At 35.3% G+C, this 17,259-nt stretch carries 15 protein-coding genes and 2 pseudogenes; 12 read left to right on the top strand and 5 right to left on the bottom strand.

All coding sequences use genetic code 11. The annotated features are described in order from the left end of the window. Positions 1–166: 166 nt before the first annotated feature. Both BW986_RS29920 and BW986_RS28750 read right to left on the bottom strand, forming a co-directional pair. Positions 167–276, bottom strand: a pseudogene (locus BW986_RS29920) (IS3 family transposase); the annotation flags it as partial. A gap of 82 nt (positions 277–358) precedes the next feature. After that, positions 359–1,031: pseudogene (locus BW986_RS28750) on the bottom strand (response regulator). A gap of 249 nt (positions 1,032–1,280) precedes the next feature. Here BW986_RS28750 and BW986_RS28745 point away from each other — a divergent pair. The 10 genes from BW986_RS28745 (at position 1,281) to BW986_RS30495 (ending at position 13,140) form a co-directional block, all read left to right on the top strand. After that, the gene (locus tag BW986_RS28745; protein ID WP_063592358.1) at positions 1,281–1,595 is read left to right on the top strand and encodes a hypothetical protein; all 315 of its coding nucleotides are present in this window, start codon (positions 1,281–1,283) and stop codon (positions 1,593–1,595) included. A gap of 422 nt (positions 1,596–2,017) precedes the next feature. Beyond that, complete coding sequence (locus BW986_RS28740) at positions 2,018–4,168, top strand: transglycosylase domain-containing protein (RefSeq protein ID WP_260321043.1); 2,151 nt, start codon at positions 2,018–2,020, stop codon at positions 4,166–4,168. Between the two features lie 242 nt (positions 4,169–4,410). After that, on the top strand, positions 4,411–4,797 hold the full coding sequence (locus BW986_RS28735) for a DoxX family membrane protein (protein ID WP_076373175.1): 387 nt from the start codon (positions 4,411–4,413) through the stop codon (positions 4,795–4,797). Between the two features lie 877 nt (positions 4,798–5,674). Then, positions 5,675–5,878: an alpha/beta-type small acid-soluble spore protein gene (locus BW986_RS28730; protein WP_034304517.1), complete on the top strand. Its 204-nt coding sequence runs from the start codon at positions 5,675–5,677 to the stop codon at positions 5,876–5,878. A gap of 267 nt (positions 5,879–6,145) precedes the next feature. Beyond that, on the top strand, positions 6,146–6,334 hold the full coding sequence (locus BW986_RS31070) for a VOC family protein (protein WP_076373173.1): 189 nt from the start codon (positions 6,146–6,148) through the stop codon (positions 6,332–6,334). Between the two features lie 26 nt (positions 6,335–6,360). After that, a complete protein-coding gene (locus BW986_RS31065) occupies positions 6,361–6,519 on the top strand; it encodes a hypothetical protein (RefSeq protein WP_260321042.1) in 159 nt (52 codons plus the stop codon). Between the two features lie 47 nt (positions 6,520–6,566). Further along, entirely contained in the window at positions 6,567–6,782 is a 216-nt protein-coding gene (locus BW986_RS31060) for a hypothetical protein (RefSeq protein ID WP_260321041.1), read from the top strand. A 421-nt stretch (positions 6,783–7,203) separates the two neighbouring features. After that, positions 7,204–11,283 carry a S8 family serine peptidase gene (locus tag BW986_RS28720; protein WP_076373171.1) on the top strand — a complete coding sequence of 1,360 codons (4,080 nt, stop codon included), beginning with the start codon at positions 7,204–7,206 and terminating at the stop codon, positions 11,281–11,283. Positions 11,284–11,602: 319 nt separating this feature from the next. Further along, a complete protein-coding gene (locus BW986_RS28715; protein ID WP_076373169.1) occupies positions 11,603–12,850 on the top strand; it encodes a helix-turn-helix domain-containing protein in 1,248 nt (415 codons plus the stop codon). A 119-nt stretch (positions 12,851–12,969) separates the two neighbouring features. Next, positions 12,970–13,140, top strand: coding sequence for a hypothetical protein (locus BW986_RS30495; RefSeq protein WP_179086188.1), 171 nt, complete (start codon positions 12,970–12,972; stop codon positions 13,138–13,140). Positions 13,141–13,566: 426 nt separating this feature from the next. Here BW986_RS30495 and BW986_RS28710 read toward each other — a convergent pair whose 3' ends face one another. The 3 genes from BW986_RS28710 to BW986_RS28700 all read right to left on the bottom strand — a co-directional run bounded on the left by BW986_RS28710 (position 13,567) and on the right by BW986_RS28700 (position 15,730). Beyond that, positions 13,567–13,806: a hypothetical protein gene (locus tag BW986_RS28710; protein ID WP_076373167.1), complete on the bottom strand. Its 240-nt coding sequence runs from the start codon at positions 13,804–13,806 to the stop codon at positions 13,567–13,569. A 590-nt stretch (positions 13,807–14,396) separates the two neighbouring features. Next, on the bottom strand, positions 14,397–14,621 hold the full coding sequence (locus tag BW986_RS28705; protein ID WP_076373165.1) for a hypothetical protein: 225 nt from the start codon (positions 14,619–14,621) through the stop codon (positions 14,397–14,399). Between the two features lie 737 nt (positions 14,622–15,358). Continuing rightward, positions 15,359–15,730, bottom strand: a complete 372-nt coding sequence (locus BW986_RS28700) for a hypothetical protein (protein ID WP_076373163.1) — start codon at positions 15,728–15,730, stop codon at positions 15,359–15,361. A 562-nt stretch (positions 15,731–16,292) separates the two neighbouring features. Here BW986_RS28700 and BW986_RS28695 point away from each other — a divergent pair. Both BW986_RS28695 and BW986_RS28690 read left to right on the top strand, forming a co-directional pair. Further along, positions 16,293–16,703: a hypothetical protein gene (locus BW986_RS28695; protein ID WP_076373161.1), complete on the top strand. Its 411-nt coding sequence runs from the start codon at positions 16,293–16,295 to the stop codon at positions 16,701–16,703. A gap of 110 nt (positions 16,704–16,813) precedes the next feature. Further along, a complete protein-coding gene (locus BW986_RS28690; protein WP_076373159.1) occupies positions 16,814–17,092 on the top strand; it encodes a hypothetical protein in 279 nt (92 codons plus the stop codon). Positions 17,093–17,259 lie beyond the last annotated feature (167 nt).

The raw sequence follows: 17,259 nt of genomic DNA, 5'->3' as shown, positions 1-17,259 counted from the left end.
TTGGAGGGTTATTTGGCATGGCCAAAAATAGTATATCATAATGGAAATGAAATTTTTAGAGAAAGATATTGACATCCTATTAGCTGGTTTAGTTCCTTAAGAAAAAGTAAAAAAAGTCGATTCCTTAACGTTGAACTGACCCCATAAAGTTAGACAGGTTATTTCGTTAGGCAGCCCGTTGGGCATGAGCTCGGTATTGTACCGGGCTCATGCCTTTTAATTTGCCTTGATTCGCTTGTGTTTATAGTATTCTATATATTTTGCTAGTTCTTGTTTCTAAGGATTGTTTAGTGAGAAAAGCCCGCCTCTTCAGCATGCATTGCGAAAACTGAAGAGCGGGACTTAACATAAGTTGAAATTATTTCACTTCTACCCATCCGTTTTTAATAGCTAGAACAACAGCTTGTGTACGGTCGTTTACAATCATTTTTTGAAGAATGTTAGTCACATGGTTTTTTACTGTTTTTTCACTGATGTATAAAGTTTCGCCGATGGCACGGTTGCTTTTTCCGTATGCTAAAATTTGAAGAACTTCACACTCGCGTCGAGTCAATAGGTGAAGCGGTCTTTTGATCTCTACAGCATGCACTGAATCACGATTAGTAGCTAAACGGCGATATTCTTTGACTAGATTATGTGTCACCTTCGGATGAATGTATGAGCCACCTTCTTCGACTACACGAACAGCATCAATTAACGCATCTGCGTCCATTTCTTTCAACAGATAACCTTGTGCTCCTGTTTTCAATGCATGCTGTACATAGTTTTCACCATCATGAATCGATAAAATGATGATTTTTCGTTTCAGGGTAACGGTGTACAAGCATTTTAGTTGCTTCGATACCGTTCATATTCTGCATGTTGATATCCAGGATAACGACATCTGGTTTGTGTGTGCTAACAAGATCCATAGCCTCGCTTCAGTCATCGCCTTCGGCAACAACATCAAAGGATGATTCAAAATCTAATATACGCTTAACGCCTTCACGGAAAAGCTGATGGTCATCGATAATGATGATACTAGTCTTCAACGGCTTCTTCCTCCTAATTTATTTAAATGCCTATTCTCTAAAATTTATAAATGATAGGGAATTTCTTTTCAGCAGCATTTACAAAGAATAGCATATTTTTTCGTTTTGGGGATAATCCTTTTTCTTAGCTTGATGGCGATGTGGCGGTACCCCTATAGTAACTAAATTGTAAACGGATTGTTATACAAATAGCATTGTTGGAGGAGACTTCATTGTATATAATTAATCCTCGTTAAGGAGTGTTGAAAGATGATAAACGTAACAGTAGATAAGTTAAAATTCAAGAAACAATTATCGATGCTTGAACAAATCACACTGAAAGATTTTCTGTATACCTGGGTAGGTAGCTCAAGCAAGGGATTGGATGATTTTTTTCACCTTGAGTACACAGAAGATGTATTTGCCAAAATAGAAAAAATGACGAATGACACCGATTTGTTAATTTCTGATGATGAGTATTTCAGATACATAACATTGACGGAAGATAATCAATTTGTGATAGGTGTTTTAGATATGAATTCAGAATTAAAACATAGAATAATTTCACTAGATAAGTTTAAATAATTCTTCGTTTTTTTTAATCCATACAAAAAGAGGCAGCGTGGTACGTTGTCTTTTTTATTTGTTCACTATATGTCATTGTTTGTTATACCTTGGATAATGATATTAAACGAGAAAAAATATTAAAAGGGCCAGATGTAAAGAAGGAATACGTTCTACAAGATGCATTAGATGAGATAGTACGAAGTGATTACTTTATTGCGAAAACCGACCAAGGAGAGTATAGGATAAACTCTTCCTTAATTCGTTATATACAGGTTTTGCATGAAATGCATTGTTATAAATACCATACTGACCATCAATGGCTAGTGAGTAAATAAAAGGTTATTTCTTTGCATAGTTTTCTTTAATTTTGTTGAATAACTGGAATATGGGAGAGAAGATTAATGTCAGAAACGTATCGTTCTCGTCAGGAACGAAAACAAGTGGAAAAAACAAAACAAGATCAAAAAAAAGATAAAAATTCACCTAAAAGAAGGTCTTTCTTGAATAAAGTTTTACTTTGGTTTTTACTGTTAGGTGTTGTTTCAATTGGAATAGGGGCAGTTACGGTTGCAGCAATGATTAAGGATGCACCTAAAATAGATGCTTCAAAACTAGTCGATCCGCTTTCTACCAAATTATACGATAAAAACGGGAATTTCCTTTACGAATATGGTAAAGAAAAACGGACAAAAATTGAGTATTCTCAAGTTCCAAAAATGTTGGAACATGCTTTCATTGCCACGGAGGATGCACATTTTTATGAACACAATGGCATTGATATAAAAGGAACTGCGAGAGCAATCTCCAAGAACCTAAAAGGGGATTTCGGATCTCAAGGCGGAAGTACCATTACACAGCAGGTCATTAAAAACTCCTTTTTGTCACCTCAGAAAACAATAAAGCGGAAGGTACAGGAATGGAGCTTGGCCTATCAGCTTGAGCAAAAGTATTCCAAACATCAAATCTTAATGTTGTATTTAAATAAGATATACCTTGGAGACGGGACATATGGTGTAGCAGCTGCCGCCCAAAATTACTACGGAATCGATGCCGATCATCTAAATAAATTAACGCTTCCTGAGGCCGCTATGCTGGCGGGGCTCCCACAGAGTCCAAGTAATTACGATCCCACTGAACCCGAACATGTGAAAGCTGCAACAAATCGTCGTAATATTGTTTTGGAAGCTATGTATAAACAAGGGTATATTACGAAAAAGCAATTGGAGGATGCAAAGAAGGTTTCAGTTACAGCAGGACTTGTTTCAAAAACGAAACAGCAAGGAATGCCGTACGAGGCGTTTTTGGACGCTGTTGTAAAAGAAGTTGAAAGAAAGCTGAAAAATGTAGATATCAGTTCGGATGGATTATCTATTTATACGACGCTAGATCCAAAAGCTCAGACCTATGCGGACAAAATAATGAACACCGATACGATTATTTCTTATCCAAATGACAATTTTCAAGGAGCCTTCGTATTTTCAGATACAAAAACAGGAGAAGTTCGAGCTATTGGAAGCGGTCGAAACCAATATAAAGCTTCCTTCCGAGGCAACAACTTTGCGGTTGATATTAAACGTCAACCAGGATCTACTTTCAAGCCAGTCTTTGATTATGGTCCGGCTATTGAAAATTCAAAATGGTCTACAGCACACCAAATTAATGATCATGAGATAACCTACTCAAATGGTCAGTCTATTTCTAACTGGGATCATCAATATCACGGAATGATGTCGATTAGAACAGCACTTCAATGGTCATACAATATTCCAGCACTTCTTACCCTTCAAGATGTAGGGATGGATAAAGCACAAAATTTTGCAGAAAATCTGGGTATTACTTTTAATAATAATAAGGTGTACGAATCATATGCGATTGGAAGTAATACGGTTAATCCATTAGAGTTGGCAGGGGCATATAGTGCTTTTGGAAATAACGGTGAATACAATACACCACATTTTGTTCGTAAAGTTGTCTATCCTGATGGCAGAGTTGTTAATTTAACTCCAAAGCCAAAACGTGCTATGCATGATTACACAGCTTATTTGGTGACGGATATGTTACGGACAGTCGTAAAATCTGGTACAGGAAAAACAGCAAATGTCCTTGGACTAGATGTGGCTGGAAAAACTGGCACAACCAATTTTGACAGTAAAACCAGAGCACAATATGGATATCCAACCGGTGCGGTAAATGATAGTTGGTTTGCTGGTTATACACCGCAATACACTATGGCGGTTTGGACTGGATATACTAAAAATGGTCCAGGTAATTATATGGATGGAAATACAACTAAAATCTCGCACCAAATGTTTAAGGCCATGCTGGAAGCGTTTGGAACAGACCAAAGTAGCTTCCAGCAGCCTAGTGATGTATACCGGGTGAATAATGAACTGTTCATTAAAGGTGCAAATCCTGAAGAAGCTCCACCAGTTACAAAAAATAATAAAGAAAAATCATTGGATATTGGTGGAAATAAAGAGGAAAAAAAACATAAACAAGAGGAAAAGAAACACAAACAAAAGGAAGAGAAGCATAAACAACAAGAGGAAAAGAAACACAAACAACAAGAGGAAAAGCAACACAAACAATAAAGATTTTTAGGATGGAATCGCATTGGTTCCATCTTTTTTTTGATACACATAAGAGAGTGTGAGGGTTTCTACTTAAACTAACGAGTGCGTTAGCTTAAGATCGGAGCTGTCCTTATGGCAGCTTTTTCTTTATGGAACTAACGGGGCAGGTTAGTTCAACAAGCGCAGTGTATTCGTACTACACAGTAACAAATTATAATAAAATTAGAATAATAACTAAAATCAAATTGGTGGTGTGTAGGTTGAATAAAGTCCTTTTAAATCTCTCCAGAATATTTTTAGGTTTTATCTTCCTTATTGCAGGTCTAAACGGTTATTTTGTCATTTTTGAATTTGAACCATTTATTGCTACTAGCCCTGAAGCTATGGAATTATTCGAATTTGAATATCTGTTAATATTTGAAAAGTTTTTAGAAATCGTTTGTGGAGTTTTACTTTTAAGTAATCGATTTGTCCCATTAGCACTTGCAATATTGTCTCCAATTGTAGCCAACATTTTCTTACTTCATTTGATTCTTGATCATTCGTTACTTGTTTTAGCAGTAATACTTGTAATCATGTATAGTTATTTGTTGTTTTGTTACAGAAAAAGCTTTAAAAGTGTTTTGGAGAAAAAGCCTTCTCATTAATACTTCCTTGAGTTACACATTTCGCGTCAAGTTGGTGTCAACTCTACAATAATCCTTAATGAACTCCCATGAAAATTAAAAATGCTGAAAATCCAGAAAAAACCACAACAAAATAGACCCAGTAAAAACGCTTTTTTTAAAAAGGCTGAGCCTTATGAGTGATCTGGTTGAGTTTGGTAAATCGTAAAACAAAAACCTCCAATCATAGCAAATTAAGTAGAGGCTAGCGCGACGACCAAAAAAGGATTAATCCCCCATGAGTGCTACCCATAAAAGGCGCGACAGTCGGTGGTACACCGTGGTCGTCGGAGTCAGACTAACGGATGGGCTCAAAGGCACCATAGTTCAACGACCTTCTTCGCCAGCCATTAAAACATTATCGACATAGAGACCAATTTTCATTCTCTGTGGTGAAGCGCTGATTTTTGCGCTTCATGGATGGCTAACGGGGGCGTTAGCTGAAGATCGGAGCTATCTTTAAGGCAACTTTTTCTTTTGGAACTAAAGGGGCAGGTTACCTCCACAAGACGAACATGCCTTTTATGTCGCATAAGACAAAATCTGTGCAATAGAAGGAGAAAGGTTCTGACGGGATTCGTACCCGCACTCATTTTGTATGCATAGCTAGGGGTGAACACGCTTCTCTACGGATAGGATTTACACCTGCTTCGGCTTATTTTCTTTTTGGAGCTTCAGAAACCCTTACCAAGGAACCCGGTGGCTTTAATGTTTACGGTGCTCTTCGCTTCTAGATTAGGTGAGTTTTTTAAATTTTACTTTATCACTTCCTTAATTTAATTTAAATTCTATGTATATAACTCTTAACAATATCTAAACCTATGACTAGCAACACATTACTTTAATAGGAGCTGACAACATGGCTAGAAATAACAACAGTAATCAATTAGTAGTTAATGGTGCAGAGCAAGCTCTAGAACAAATGAAATACGAAATCGCTAGTGAATTCGGTGTTACACTGGGCGCTGATACAACATCTCGTGCAAACGGATCTGTTGGTGGAGAAATTACAAAACGTTTAGTGCAAATGGCTGAACAACAATTAGGTGGAAGAACTCGTTAATCGAAATCATAAGTAATGTTAGGGATAGTGATTGGGCTATCCCTATTTATATTAAAAGGATATGCGAGATTACAACTGCAACAATAAGATGAATTAGTATATATCAAAAAAATAGATGGATTTTACCTAAATGGATATTTTTTGGTCTAGTTAGAGTGTGGATACGTTTTATACATAGACTTACTTACTTTATTAGATTTATAAGGAAGGTGTTATTATCAAAGGAAATTACAATCGATTGTTTTACAGACTAAAAGTTTAATACATATGAAAAAATTCTATATTGATACGTTAGGTTTTTCTCTAATTAATGAGGATAAGAATAGCTTTAGAATTGCTGTTGGTGTAGGTGAATTTGAGTTTTCAACAAAAGACGTAGAAGATAACCCCTATTACCATTTTGCTTTAACATACCAGCTAACAAATTTTATGAAGCAAAATCATGGGCAAAAGTAAGAGTTAGTTTACTTGTTGAAGATGGGGTGGAAGAATCTAATTTTGCTCATTTACCTGCCCATGCTTTTTATTTCTATGATCCTTCTGGTAATATAGTAGAATTTATTTCAAGATATGAAATTGCTAAAGATAGTATTGAGCCTTTTTCGGTTAAAAGTATTTTAAACATTAGTGAAAAGGTTTAATTGTAGAAGACACTATAAGTGTAAGCGAAAAATTAAATGAAATTGGTGTGACCGATCGTGACAATCATACAATAAGTAGAAAATCCCTTAATTTCATGGGTGAAAGAAGGAATGGAATATTAGCCCAACCAGGTAGAAGATGGATATTTTCTGATAAAACATCTGCCATATTTGCTCTTGAGATTACATTAATAAATAACAATAAAATAATCATCAATTACGATAATGAATTTCAGATATATCGGGATGAGCATAAAGCTTAAAATCGGAGCTGTTATTAAGACAGCTTTTTCTTATGGAACTAACGGGGCAGGTTTGATGAAGAAGATGCTAACGTGGTTTGGCTTTCCTAAATCCTTTGCATCATATTCTGCCGTTCCCGATAGAATTCGATGATGTTTCTCTCTAGCATCGTGAACTCCTCTTTTTAACTCTCTCAATGGAATCTTATTTGATAAAGAAAACCCCAATTTATAAAAATGTATTTAAGTCTTTTTTACTAAAATTCGCATGGATAATGCATTTTTTAGAACATTCAAAAGAAAGATAGGTAGAAAGAAATGTGAAATAACCCCAATAGCATTCCAATAGAAAGGCAATTAATATTATTATATGAATCTTTTGAATTTTTAGAAAGGGGTATTTTTTCGTTAATCTTCTATTAACTAAGAAAGTAGGGAACATATGAAAATTCATTCATTCATTAAACGAACAGCGGTGATTACGCTGTCAGCTGGCTTGCTGCTATCATCAGCAAACACGCCTTTCATTCCTTATGCAGATGCAGCGAACATAAAGGCAGAAGATGTCTTGGCTTCGTTGACAAGTGAACAAAGAAAAGCGTTAAATAAACTTGAAATGACAGATAATGTCGGATTGCAAGGATTTAAAATGGAAGAGTTAAAAAAGGATAAAGAAATCTCGGTCATCGTCCAGTTTAAATCAAAGCCGGGAAAAGTTGCAGTCTTGGATGCGAATGTAAAAGGAAAGGAGCTTTCTAAAAAACAAGCGGATGATCAAGTAGAAAAGGAACATGCTCAGTTTAATAAAGACATTCAATCGATACTTCCATCTACTAATCTTAGAAGTAAGAAAACAGGTCATAAAATCACTTCTACCTTTAAAACTGTTTATAACGGGGTAGCTATGAAGCTGCCAGCTAATCAGGTAGAGCAGCTTTTACAATCCGAAGTCGTAAAAGCAGTATATAAAGATGTAGAATTTAAGGTCGATCCGATCGCCATGGGAGAGAAATCAGCCCCTGGTACATCCGTTGAAAGTATTCCATATTTAAAAATTGATCAGTTGCACAATGAAGGTATTACAGGAAAAGGAATCAAAGTTGGGGTTCTTGATACAGGGATTGACTACAACCACCCTGATTTGAAGGATGCCTATAAGGGCGGTTACGATTTAGTTGATCAAGATAATGATCCAATGGAGGCAACGTACAAGGAATGGCAAGCGTCGGGGCAACCAGAATTTAGCTGGTCCGGTTCTTCCTATTATACTTCCCATGGAACACATGTCGCAGGTACCATTGCTGGACAAGGAACGAATGCAGAGGTTTCTGTGAAAGGTGTGGCTCCTGATGTGGATTTATATGCGTATCGTGTTCTTGGACCATATGGCTCAGGATCATCCGAAGGGGTCATTGCAGGTATAGAAAAAGCTGTAAACGATGGCATGAATGTTATCAACCTTTCCCTCGGATCGGACATCAATGATCCTTATGATCCAACCAGTACTGCCATTAACTATGCTGTCCTTAATGATGTAACAGCAGTTGTAGCAGCTGGAAATGCAGGATCAGATGATTATACATTAGGTTCACCTGGCTCAGCAGCACTTGCTTTGACAGTCGGGGCGAGTGATGTGCCGATGGCGGTTTCTACTTTCAATGGAAAAATCGGAAATAAAGATTCGATCGAACTTGTTAGTTTGGCACGCCACTATTCAGACCAATTAAAGGAATGGGAAGGAAAATCCTATGAGGTAGTGAATGTCGGTTTAGGAAATGGCTCTGATTATTCAGGCAAGGATGTAAAAGGGAAAATTGCACTTGTGGAACGCGGAGAATTCGCCTTAGCGGAAAAGGTCAGCAATGCGAAACAAAATGGAGCAGCCGCCGTTCTTCTTTATAACAATGTGGAAGGGCAGATTAATGCAAATCTTGGTGAGTCCGTTGACTTTGTGCCGTCATTTTCTTTAACAAAAGAAGCGGGAGAAAGCATTAAAGCACAGATACAAGCAGGTGAAGCGAATTTTACGTTCTCCAAATACGCGGATAAACAGACAGAAGGTGACCACTTAGCGGACTTTAGCTCAAGAGGCCCGGCAAGAGAAACATACGATATGAAGCCAGAAGTGACAGCACCGGGAGTAAGTGTTCTCTCAACAATCCCTTCTTATATGGTGGACGCTGAACATCAAGAAAACTATCAATATGCATATTCAAGATATTCTGGAACATCTATGGCTACTCCTCATACAGCGGGGATTGCAGCACTCATGCTTCAAGCGAATCCGCAATTAGAGCCGGAAGATATTAAAGCCGTTCTAATGAATACGGCAGATCCTCTCAACGGAGACTACAGTGTATTTGAAGTTGGAGCAGGAAGAGTTGATCCATACCAAGCTGTGTATAGTGGAACAAGCTTCAAAATTAACGATAAAACATTTGTGCCAGGTGCTGAGGAATTAATCAAGGTAAAAGAATTGACGGGCGGACTCAGCTTTGATGTTCACTATGCAGAAAAAAAGCTAAATCTAAAAAAATCAATCACTATTGAAAATAATGATAAAGTAAACAAGACATTCAGTGTCACTGTAACTGAAACGAATGGTTCAAATAGCTTGAAGGAAAACGGAGTGGAACTGGATATTCCAAGCAAAATTTCCGTAAAAAGTGAAGACTTCAAAAAAGTAACGGCACGTTTGCTTATTCCTAAGAAAGCAAAGGATGGAATTTACGAAGGCAATATTACATTAACAAACAATGCGAATTCATCAGAGCAGTATCGGATTCCTTTCAGCTTCCGAACCATGAAAGATGGGTTTAATAAGGTTGGACTACTAAATCCTGCCTATTCCCCAAGTTATTTAAACCAAGTAGGATGGGATCCTATGCGTACTCCATTTGTATTTGCTGATTTTAACCTTCGTGCACCAATGGAAAAAATGGATGTCGTTCTTCAAGATGGCAAAACAGGAAAGGACCTCGGGTTGGTCGGAACAATAAATTTAGAAAACGCTTATGACAATGTAGATTATGGATTAAATGCATTTAATGGAACTTATTATGAGTTTACAGGAAACTCAAAACAGCCCATTTCGGAAGAAGGAAGTTATGTGCAACCGGGACATTACAAGTTGAAATTCATTGGTACAGGTACTTCCGGTAAGGTTACAACTGAAACGCAGCATTTGTTCATCGATCTCGATGCACCGAGCTTCAAAAGTTCACTTGATGGAAAATCTCCATTTATTGAATATAAGCCAGGTCAAGAAACATATCCATTCGAAATTCAAATCACAGATCCAACCGTTGACGAACTAAAGAAATTGGGCGTAAATATCAATCAATCATCGAACTCGATGGTGTTTTACTGGGGTCAATCGGGTTTCCCTTCTACGCCAATTCCAATGGATAAAGAAGGAAAGTTTGTTGAAGAAATCGCCATGGATGAATCCATTCCAGCACTTCAATTCCGCATGAATGGACATGATATGGCAGGAAACAAACCAGCTACAAAGCAATATTACTTTGTAAAAGAAGGTACACCTGTCGCGTATGCTATTGGAGAAAAATATGAAGTGAAAACAGGCGATACGGTAAAAGCAACGCTATCATTAGATAACCTTAACGCAGTGTCAAAGGCGGAATGGAATTTTAATGGTGATGGAGGTTATGACAGTGGTTTAGTTAGCGTAGAGTTAGTTGATGCCAAGCTTCACAGTGAGTTCTCGGACAAAGCCTCTTTAACGATTAAAGACAATGTCGTTACTGTCCAATTTAATGAAGAGAGTAAAGCCTTAGAACATGCAAAAGTAGTTGAGGTTACCTTAAAGGTGCAGGATGATCAATATACCATTGGAGCAGCCATTAATCCGATTGTGAGCGTAACTGATGCTAATAATCAGACAAGCAGTGTGTTAAAATCTGATTTAAGTTGGAAGGTTAACCCTCAATTCTCAATGGCTAGAGGTTATGTCACTCCGCAAGGATTTAAAAATGAAGATGGTACTGTTACAGAGAAAAGGGATTGGAGCAAGGTTGGCGGTACAGTGAAAATCTTTGATTCACAAGGAAATGAGTTCGATGCGACATCAACGGTAGAAGAAAATGGACAATATGTATTCAACAAGCTGCCGTTAAGCACAAATGCCTTCACGATTGAAATGAAAGTCCCAGGCCACTTTGTCACGAAAGAAAAACTAAATTCTGGTATAGGTTTTGAGCACAATGGTGAGTTATACGGTCAAAATCGCTGGATACCTGCCCTTGATATTACAGCAGGTGATGTTAACCAGGACAATGTCATTGATGTTCTAGATGCAATCGAAATTCAAAATGCTTGGAAAACAAAGAAACGTGCAGCGGATATCACCTTTGATGGAATGGTTGATGCCAAAGATATGAAATATGTTCAAACAAACTATCTCAAGCAAAATGAGCATGTTGAGGATGCCCCAAAACCAAAGAAGAAGTATAAAGGTAAGACATTAGAATCAATTTTAGTTGAGTTGGGAATACAGCCATAAATATTAAAAAACACGATGAAAGCTTAATTTCATCGTGTTTTAACTTTTAAAGAAAGAGATAAAATTTTTCTAAGAATATTTTTAAAGAAAGAGAGTATTCCAATAAGGTTGCGTTATTTGGATTTTCTTCAGAATAAAATATTGAGGTAGATCGGGAATTCGTAAAAAAGGGAAGCAAGAGTGAATATTGAAAAAGCTAATAAATAGAGGGAGGGATTAAAGTAGTCTTGCGCTTTTCTTAATTTTACTAGAATATATAGATTATATATTCATTTTTTTCTATATATACTAGATAAAATTACAACCTAGAGGTGAAGCTATGATTGAGGGGAAACTTATCAAGTTTTATCGTGAAAAAGCGGGGTTGACTCAGGGGCAGCTTTGTGAAGGAATTTGTTCGGTTACACATCTTAGTAAGATAGAACGAGAGATAACAGAATACTCAGGGGAAATTACTCACTTATTATCCCAAAGATTGAATATTTGTCTTGATGATGAATTTGTGCGGTATCATAATCTTCAACAGAAACTAAAGTTATGGCACAACACGTTCGTTATGCAACAAAGCAAAGAATCAGAAATTTTAAAAGATGAAATCGAAAAAGAAACACTGATTCAATTGCCAGATTTTCAAGTTTTCTATCAATTACTCTCTGCAAGGTATTATTTATCTAATTATCAATTAGAAACAGCATTATTAATTATTCAAAACCTGCAAAAAAATGAATCATCTTTTTCTCCGCAAGACCGCAATATGTTAAAACATGTTCTAGGTATGTATTATTTTTACAACGGACAGTATCAAGATTGTATTCAAATTTTAACATCAATTGATCAAAGTCAATATAATCAATTTGAATATTATTACCATTTGGCACTAGCCTATCATCTCATTCATTCTAATATAACATCGTATTATTATGCAGAGAAAGTTCTTGACTATTTTCAAAAAACGTTAAATGTCATCCGAATAATTGATACAGAGACGATCATGTTATTACAATTAAATGCAAAGGAGCTTCATGATTTTGAAGAGACGAAAGAACGTTACGAACAATTAATACGTACCTGTAATACCATTAATGAAATAGACCGTAAATCAAAGCTCCTTAATAATCTTGCATTTGAACTTTACAGAAGAAAAAAATACAAAGAAGCATCCGAACTGTACAAAGAAGCCATGAAACTAATGGATGAAAAGGTTCCTCATTATTTAACTGCATTAGATGGTTATATTAATACTTGTTATAAAGGAAACCTACTTTCTTTCGAGATTTTATTGGAATTAGCACATAAAGGCCTAAGAATAGCAAAATCTACAAAATCGTATAACTGGATTTTTTTTGAATTACACCTTTATCAGCTTAATCATGAAGAAGACGATTACTATCATTTTATTGAGACTACAGCCCTTCCTTTTTTCAAAAATATGGGTTTCACCATGTTTATTGAACACTACGAAAAAAAACTCTTCCACTTCTATAACCGAATTGGTGCCGTTCAAAAAGCATTGGACCTTGCCACCTCTTACATACAAGGCAGAAAGAGCTACTATGATCATGAATAAGTCTTAATAATAAAAGATAATCTATGCAGATGTTAATGCTGCATAGATTGGATTGAAGCTGAAAGTCAGCGTGAAAAAATAGGCAATCAAGAAGAATAAAAATTGGAAAATAAGTTTACTTGAAAACCGGCCTATCCAATCCAAAATTTTTTCGAAATGAAAAAGAAAAAATTATGTCTCTAGGAACGAAAACATTACTAGATAAAGATGCAGAAGTCTACAAAATAATTATAACAGGTGAAGAAACACTTGAGCTTTGGTTTGATAAAGCCACTGATGTGTTAGTATGAGAGATACAGATTATTGATGGTAAAACTTACGAAAAAGGGAAAACTAATTTAACTAAAAACAATAGATAAGAAATCTAATTTGGAACTGTTTAAAATGGAAGCGCCTAAAGAGGCAAATATAATTGATTTACAAAAAAGTAAGCTAGGAAAAATCCTAGCTTACTTTTTAATTTAATTTACTGCAAATGTTAGATAATGCTTTCTTATTATGCTTTTCTACCTTTAACGAGACATTCTGGGATTATCATAAGTTAGAAGTAATCGAAACTCCAAATTTTAAAATACTATGATGGGCAAAGATATAATGCTATTGGTGAATTAAATAGTTTAGAAAATTACACATGCCATCCAACCGATTGTTTATAACAGATAGCGTTTACATTTCTGAGGATTACCAGAAAGTGATTGGACTTCTTATTCTACGATTTAGTGTTGCATGATTGGTTCTCTTAGTAGTTTCTCAGCTTCAATAATACGCGAACCCTTGTCATATAGGTAGGCAAGTGAGATACCCCTTCTTAATGCTGTTTGTTCCATTAATCTAATTTCATGATACATAGCATCAGACAAGATTCCTTTTTCTATGTTCTTATTTATTTCAAAATAAAACCCCGCCAACAATTCTAACGGTAATTTATCGTAAAGGGAACTTTTTTCTTTCTCCATAAAGTACCTCCTCATTCAACAATACAATGAACTAACATACATTTTTTGTAATAAAAACATAATGGACATTAAGGAAAGCTTTCAAGCTAGGAAAACCCTGAATTTGACTGATTTGGCCGAATACAAGGTTTTGTATTTAAAAAAAGTAGCAACGAACCACTTAACATGATTGATATTTCTTCTATGTACTGTTCCCGGTATTGGCCCCACCAACGCCAGATACTATGACGGCCACGCATGCCATCCAACCTATTATCATCATAAAAGAAAGCGCTTACATTGTCAAGGGTTATATTGGGAAATATACTGAAGGCATTGAGAAGTATCAGAGTAGGATGCCCGTCATTGCTGTAGAATAATTTTTATTCAAAAAGTAGGTATAAACTGTTCTGTAACTTCCTAACAACAAAGGCTCCCTTTTATGGGAGCCTTTTCTATTTATAATATTTCCTGTCCTATTCAAATTCTCTGACCCAACCGTAACATCAGAAAAGAGCTCTCCTTTAATTTACGAAAGCCCCAATAGTTTAATGCACTCATTTGAACTTACATTCTCAATCCCGATGCAACCAACAATTTCCCCGTAATGTTCAAAACTGAATAATTCTGTTTAAGTAATTCAAGTACTTTCCATATTCTTGTTCAACTTTCCTCCGTACCCACCAAGTGCGAGAATGGTATGTTTTCTGTACTTTTACTTTATAGAAGAATGGTTCGAGGGAAGCGCTATCAATATCGGAAACCGCGACGCGTACTCCTTTTGCCAAAATGGCGTCAACAATCGCGGCTCCGATCCCTTTTCCTTTGCTTGTCATATATGCGCTTTTTATCGAATAACGCAAAAACAATTACCATATAATAACTTATTTTGAATTTACCATCATTCTTAATGCAGTTCTAACAACCTTTGGTTCGTGCTCGGGAGCCACTTTTGCAATAACTGCAAGCGCGACATGCGCATAATGGCGCACGAGTCGTTCCGCAGCGAGATCGCCATGAGAATGACCCCTTACTAATCATGAAGAAGAGAAGAAGGGGTGGCTCGCCCGCCTTTTTGGTAAATAGATAGTATTTGTTACTATAAAAATAAGTTGAGAAGTAAGGCGTAGGCAATAGCTTACGCTTTTTTCGTTGTTGTGAACAATACATCTGTAAGTTTGGTAAGCTATTCGAGTTGAGAGGGTGCATTATAAGTAAAAAAATGCTTGGCAGCACACTTAGGAACAAGGTTGTAGGCGATGGAAGAGAGAAAAAAATAAGAATTACAAATAAAAAAAGACATCCACAAAGGATGCCTTTTATTTTTTATTTACCTGATCAATTAAAGAAATAAGAGATATGCTTAGTAAAATTAAACCTATAAAGGTACCATAGGAATTAGGAGGTTCATCGAAAAACATAGGTGATACCACAAAGTTTACTATAAATATAATTATAGCAAGAACAACTAATAATCTATTTGACATTTAAAAACACCGCCTATCATTTATTTCTTAACGGAACGAGAACAGTCGGTGGAACAGAGGTTACAAACGATATACCATATTTCCCATTAGCTGCTTTTTTTTATGGCAGTAGTTATCCCAGAGATAGCCCCTGTCATACCACTTGTATCATCAATAATGTTTACTATTTTTTTTGTATTACAGGAATTTAAAGATGCTTTAATTGAGGCGGCTGAAACAGTAACTTGTTGTTTACCTACACATGATGCTTTAGCTAGACTCATTACTCCTTCACTTTGAGTAAGGACATTTGAAGATTCAACTAACTCTGGTTTACTATTTTCTGAAATTAAATATTTGTCAACTTTAATCGTTTCATCTTTAGTATTAGTATTTAAAGTAGATTGAACGTATTTATAAGTCATACCATCCTCAACATTGGTAAAGACAGTTTCATTTTCATCTACACAATAATTCAAATGAAAAATCTTGATCGTTTTCAGCAGCAGATACAGATGCTTGAGGTAATAATATACTTAAAAGTAATACACAAGATAATATTAAAGCAATTGACCTTTTTGTAATAAAAATACTCGGTTTCATTTCATATTTTTCTTATGTAAATTATGTAAATATAATATAATTATGTCACATAAACTATAAAATTACAAGTTTAGCAATATTTTTGATCTTTAAATATCAAATTGTATTTAATGTTCTTTTAATGAATAGAAAGAAAAATATTTATATGAATTAATTTTACAAATAAAATAAGATATATTGAAAAAGTAACGGCTTTAATATTTATTTGAAAAATACCTTAGCGTATAAAAACCCTGCTTTTTGTAGCTTTGTAAAAAAGTTTGATTAAAATCATCTCACCTCTTTAGGTTTCTTAGAGGTGAGATGATTTTTTATTGGATATTTATGCTAATATCACTATAAAGATTGTGAAGAAATGTACTTAAACTAACGGGGCAGGTTAGTTCAATAAGGATTTTGTTATGATTAATACAAACAAGCAGTGTATCGGAGGTCATAATGGATAAAGAACAAGAAAAAAGAATTGTAAAAAGGTTCTTTACTAAAAGAATACAAGATAGAGTTATATTTGAACTATCATCAGAAAGGAAAAGAGTAGAGGCATTGAACAGACTTTGCCACGATTATACCAAAACACTTATTCCAGAATATATGTTTGAAATACCAACGCCTAATTCCGATTATCAAGAAATTGCTACTTTACTTAAAAAACAAGGTGCACCAAATGAGTGTTATGTAATTTCATGGAACGAAGAAATTGATGGTAAAAAATTATCCTTAAATGAAGCCTTAAAGAAAGTAGTTGGCTATGGAATGCCTTCTATTGTTTCGTGTATTGAAGGTTCACTTGCTTACTTTGAAGCAGAACAGGAGGTTGGTTCACCTCCAAGATTTTTACTGAAAAGGTAAACATAAAAGTTACTTCTTATGCAACTATCGGGGCAGGTTAGTTGAAGAAGACCCGTTTGCTTTATGGTATAGTTTATTAAATTCAGTTTGTAGTTTATGGGGGGAATTTAGTGTCAAATAAGTTGAAATATGCTATGGGATTGTTTTATGAAAAAAGAGAAAGTACTAAACCATTTATACTAATTAGATATTTAATGATAATAGCAATGGGCTTAATTTTAATATTATGTATAATTAATGATTTTAATTTCATAAAAAATATATATCTTTTATTAGGAATTGGTTCAATAGTAGATGGATTTGAAAGTTTTTTAAAAAAGGAAAATAAGAGGAAGGTGTTATTAAACTTAGGTATTGCGTTTATGTGGTTCGTAGTATATTTGATATAGCATTTATATGGTGGTTCGGAACATTTTTTATGGCACTAACGGGTGCGTTAGCTGAAGATCGGAGCTGTCTTTAAGGCAGCTTTTTTGTATGAAAATATATACGTGAAAGGCCATACAAAATAAGCCCACCATATTCTAATTTTTTGAAGGACGTAAATGTAACCTGT

Origin of the sequence: Peribacillus simplex (assembly GCF_900156045.1) — a bacterium.
Lineage (GTDB): Bacteria > Bacillota > Bacilli > Bacillales > DSM-1321 > Peribacillus > Peribacillus simplex_D.
This window is presented reverse-complemented; position numbering and strand designations above follow the sequence as displayed.

Coding starts and splice junctions, on each gene's coding strand:
- BW986_RS28745 (WP_063592358.1), top strand. CDS start 1,281: ATGATAAACGTAACAGTAGATAAGTTAAAATTCAAGAAACAATTATCG.
- BW986_RS28730 (WP_034304517.1), top strand. CDS start 5,675: ATGGCTAGAAATAACAACAGTAATCAATTAGTAGTTAATGGTGCAGAG.
- BW986_RS31070 (WP_076373173.1), top strand. CDS start 6,146: ATGAAAAAATTCTATATTGATACGTTAGGTTTTTCTCTAATTAATGAG.
- BW986_RS28720 (WP_076373171.1), top strand. CDS start 7,204: ATGAAAATTCATTCATTCATTAAACGAACAGCGGTGATTACGCTGTCA.
- BW986_RS28715 (WP_076373169.1), top strand. CDS start 11,603: ATGATTGAGGGGAAACTTATCAAGTTTTATCGTGAAAAAGCGGGGTTG.
- BW986_RS28710 (WP_076373167.1), bottom strand. CDS start 13,806: ATGGAGAAAGAAAAAAGTTCCCTTTACGATAAATTACCGTTAGAATTG.
- BW986_RS28705 (WP_076373165.1), bottom strand. CDS start 14,621: ATGACAAGCAAAGGAAAAGGGATCGGAGCCGCGATTGTTGACGCCATT.
- BW986_RS28695 (WP_076373161.1), top strand. CDS start 16,293: ATGGATAAAGAACAAGAAAAAAGAATTGTAAAAAGGTTCTTTACTAAA.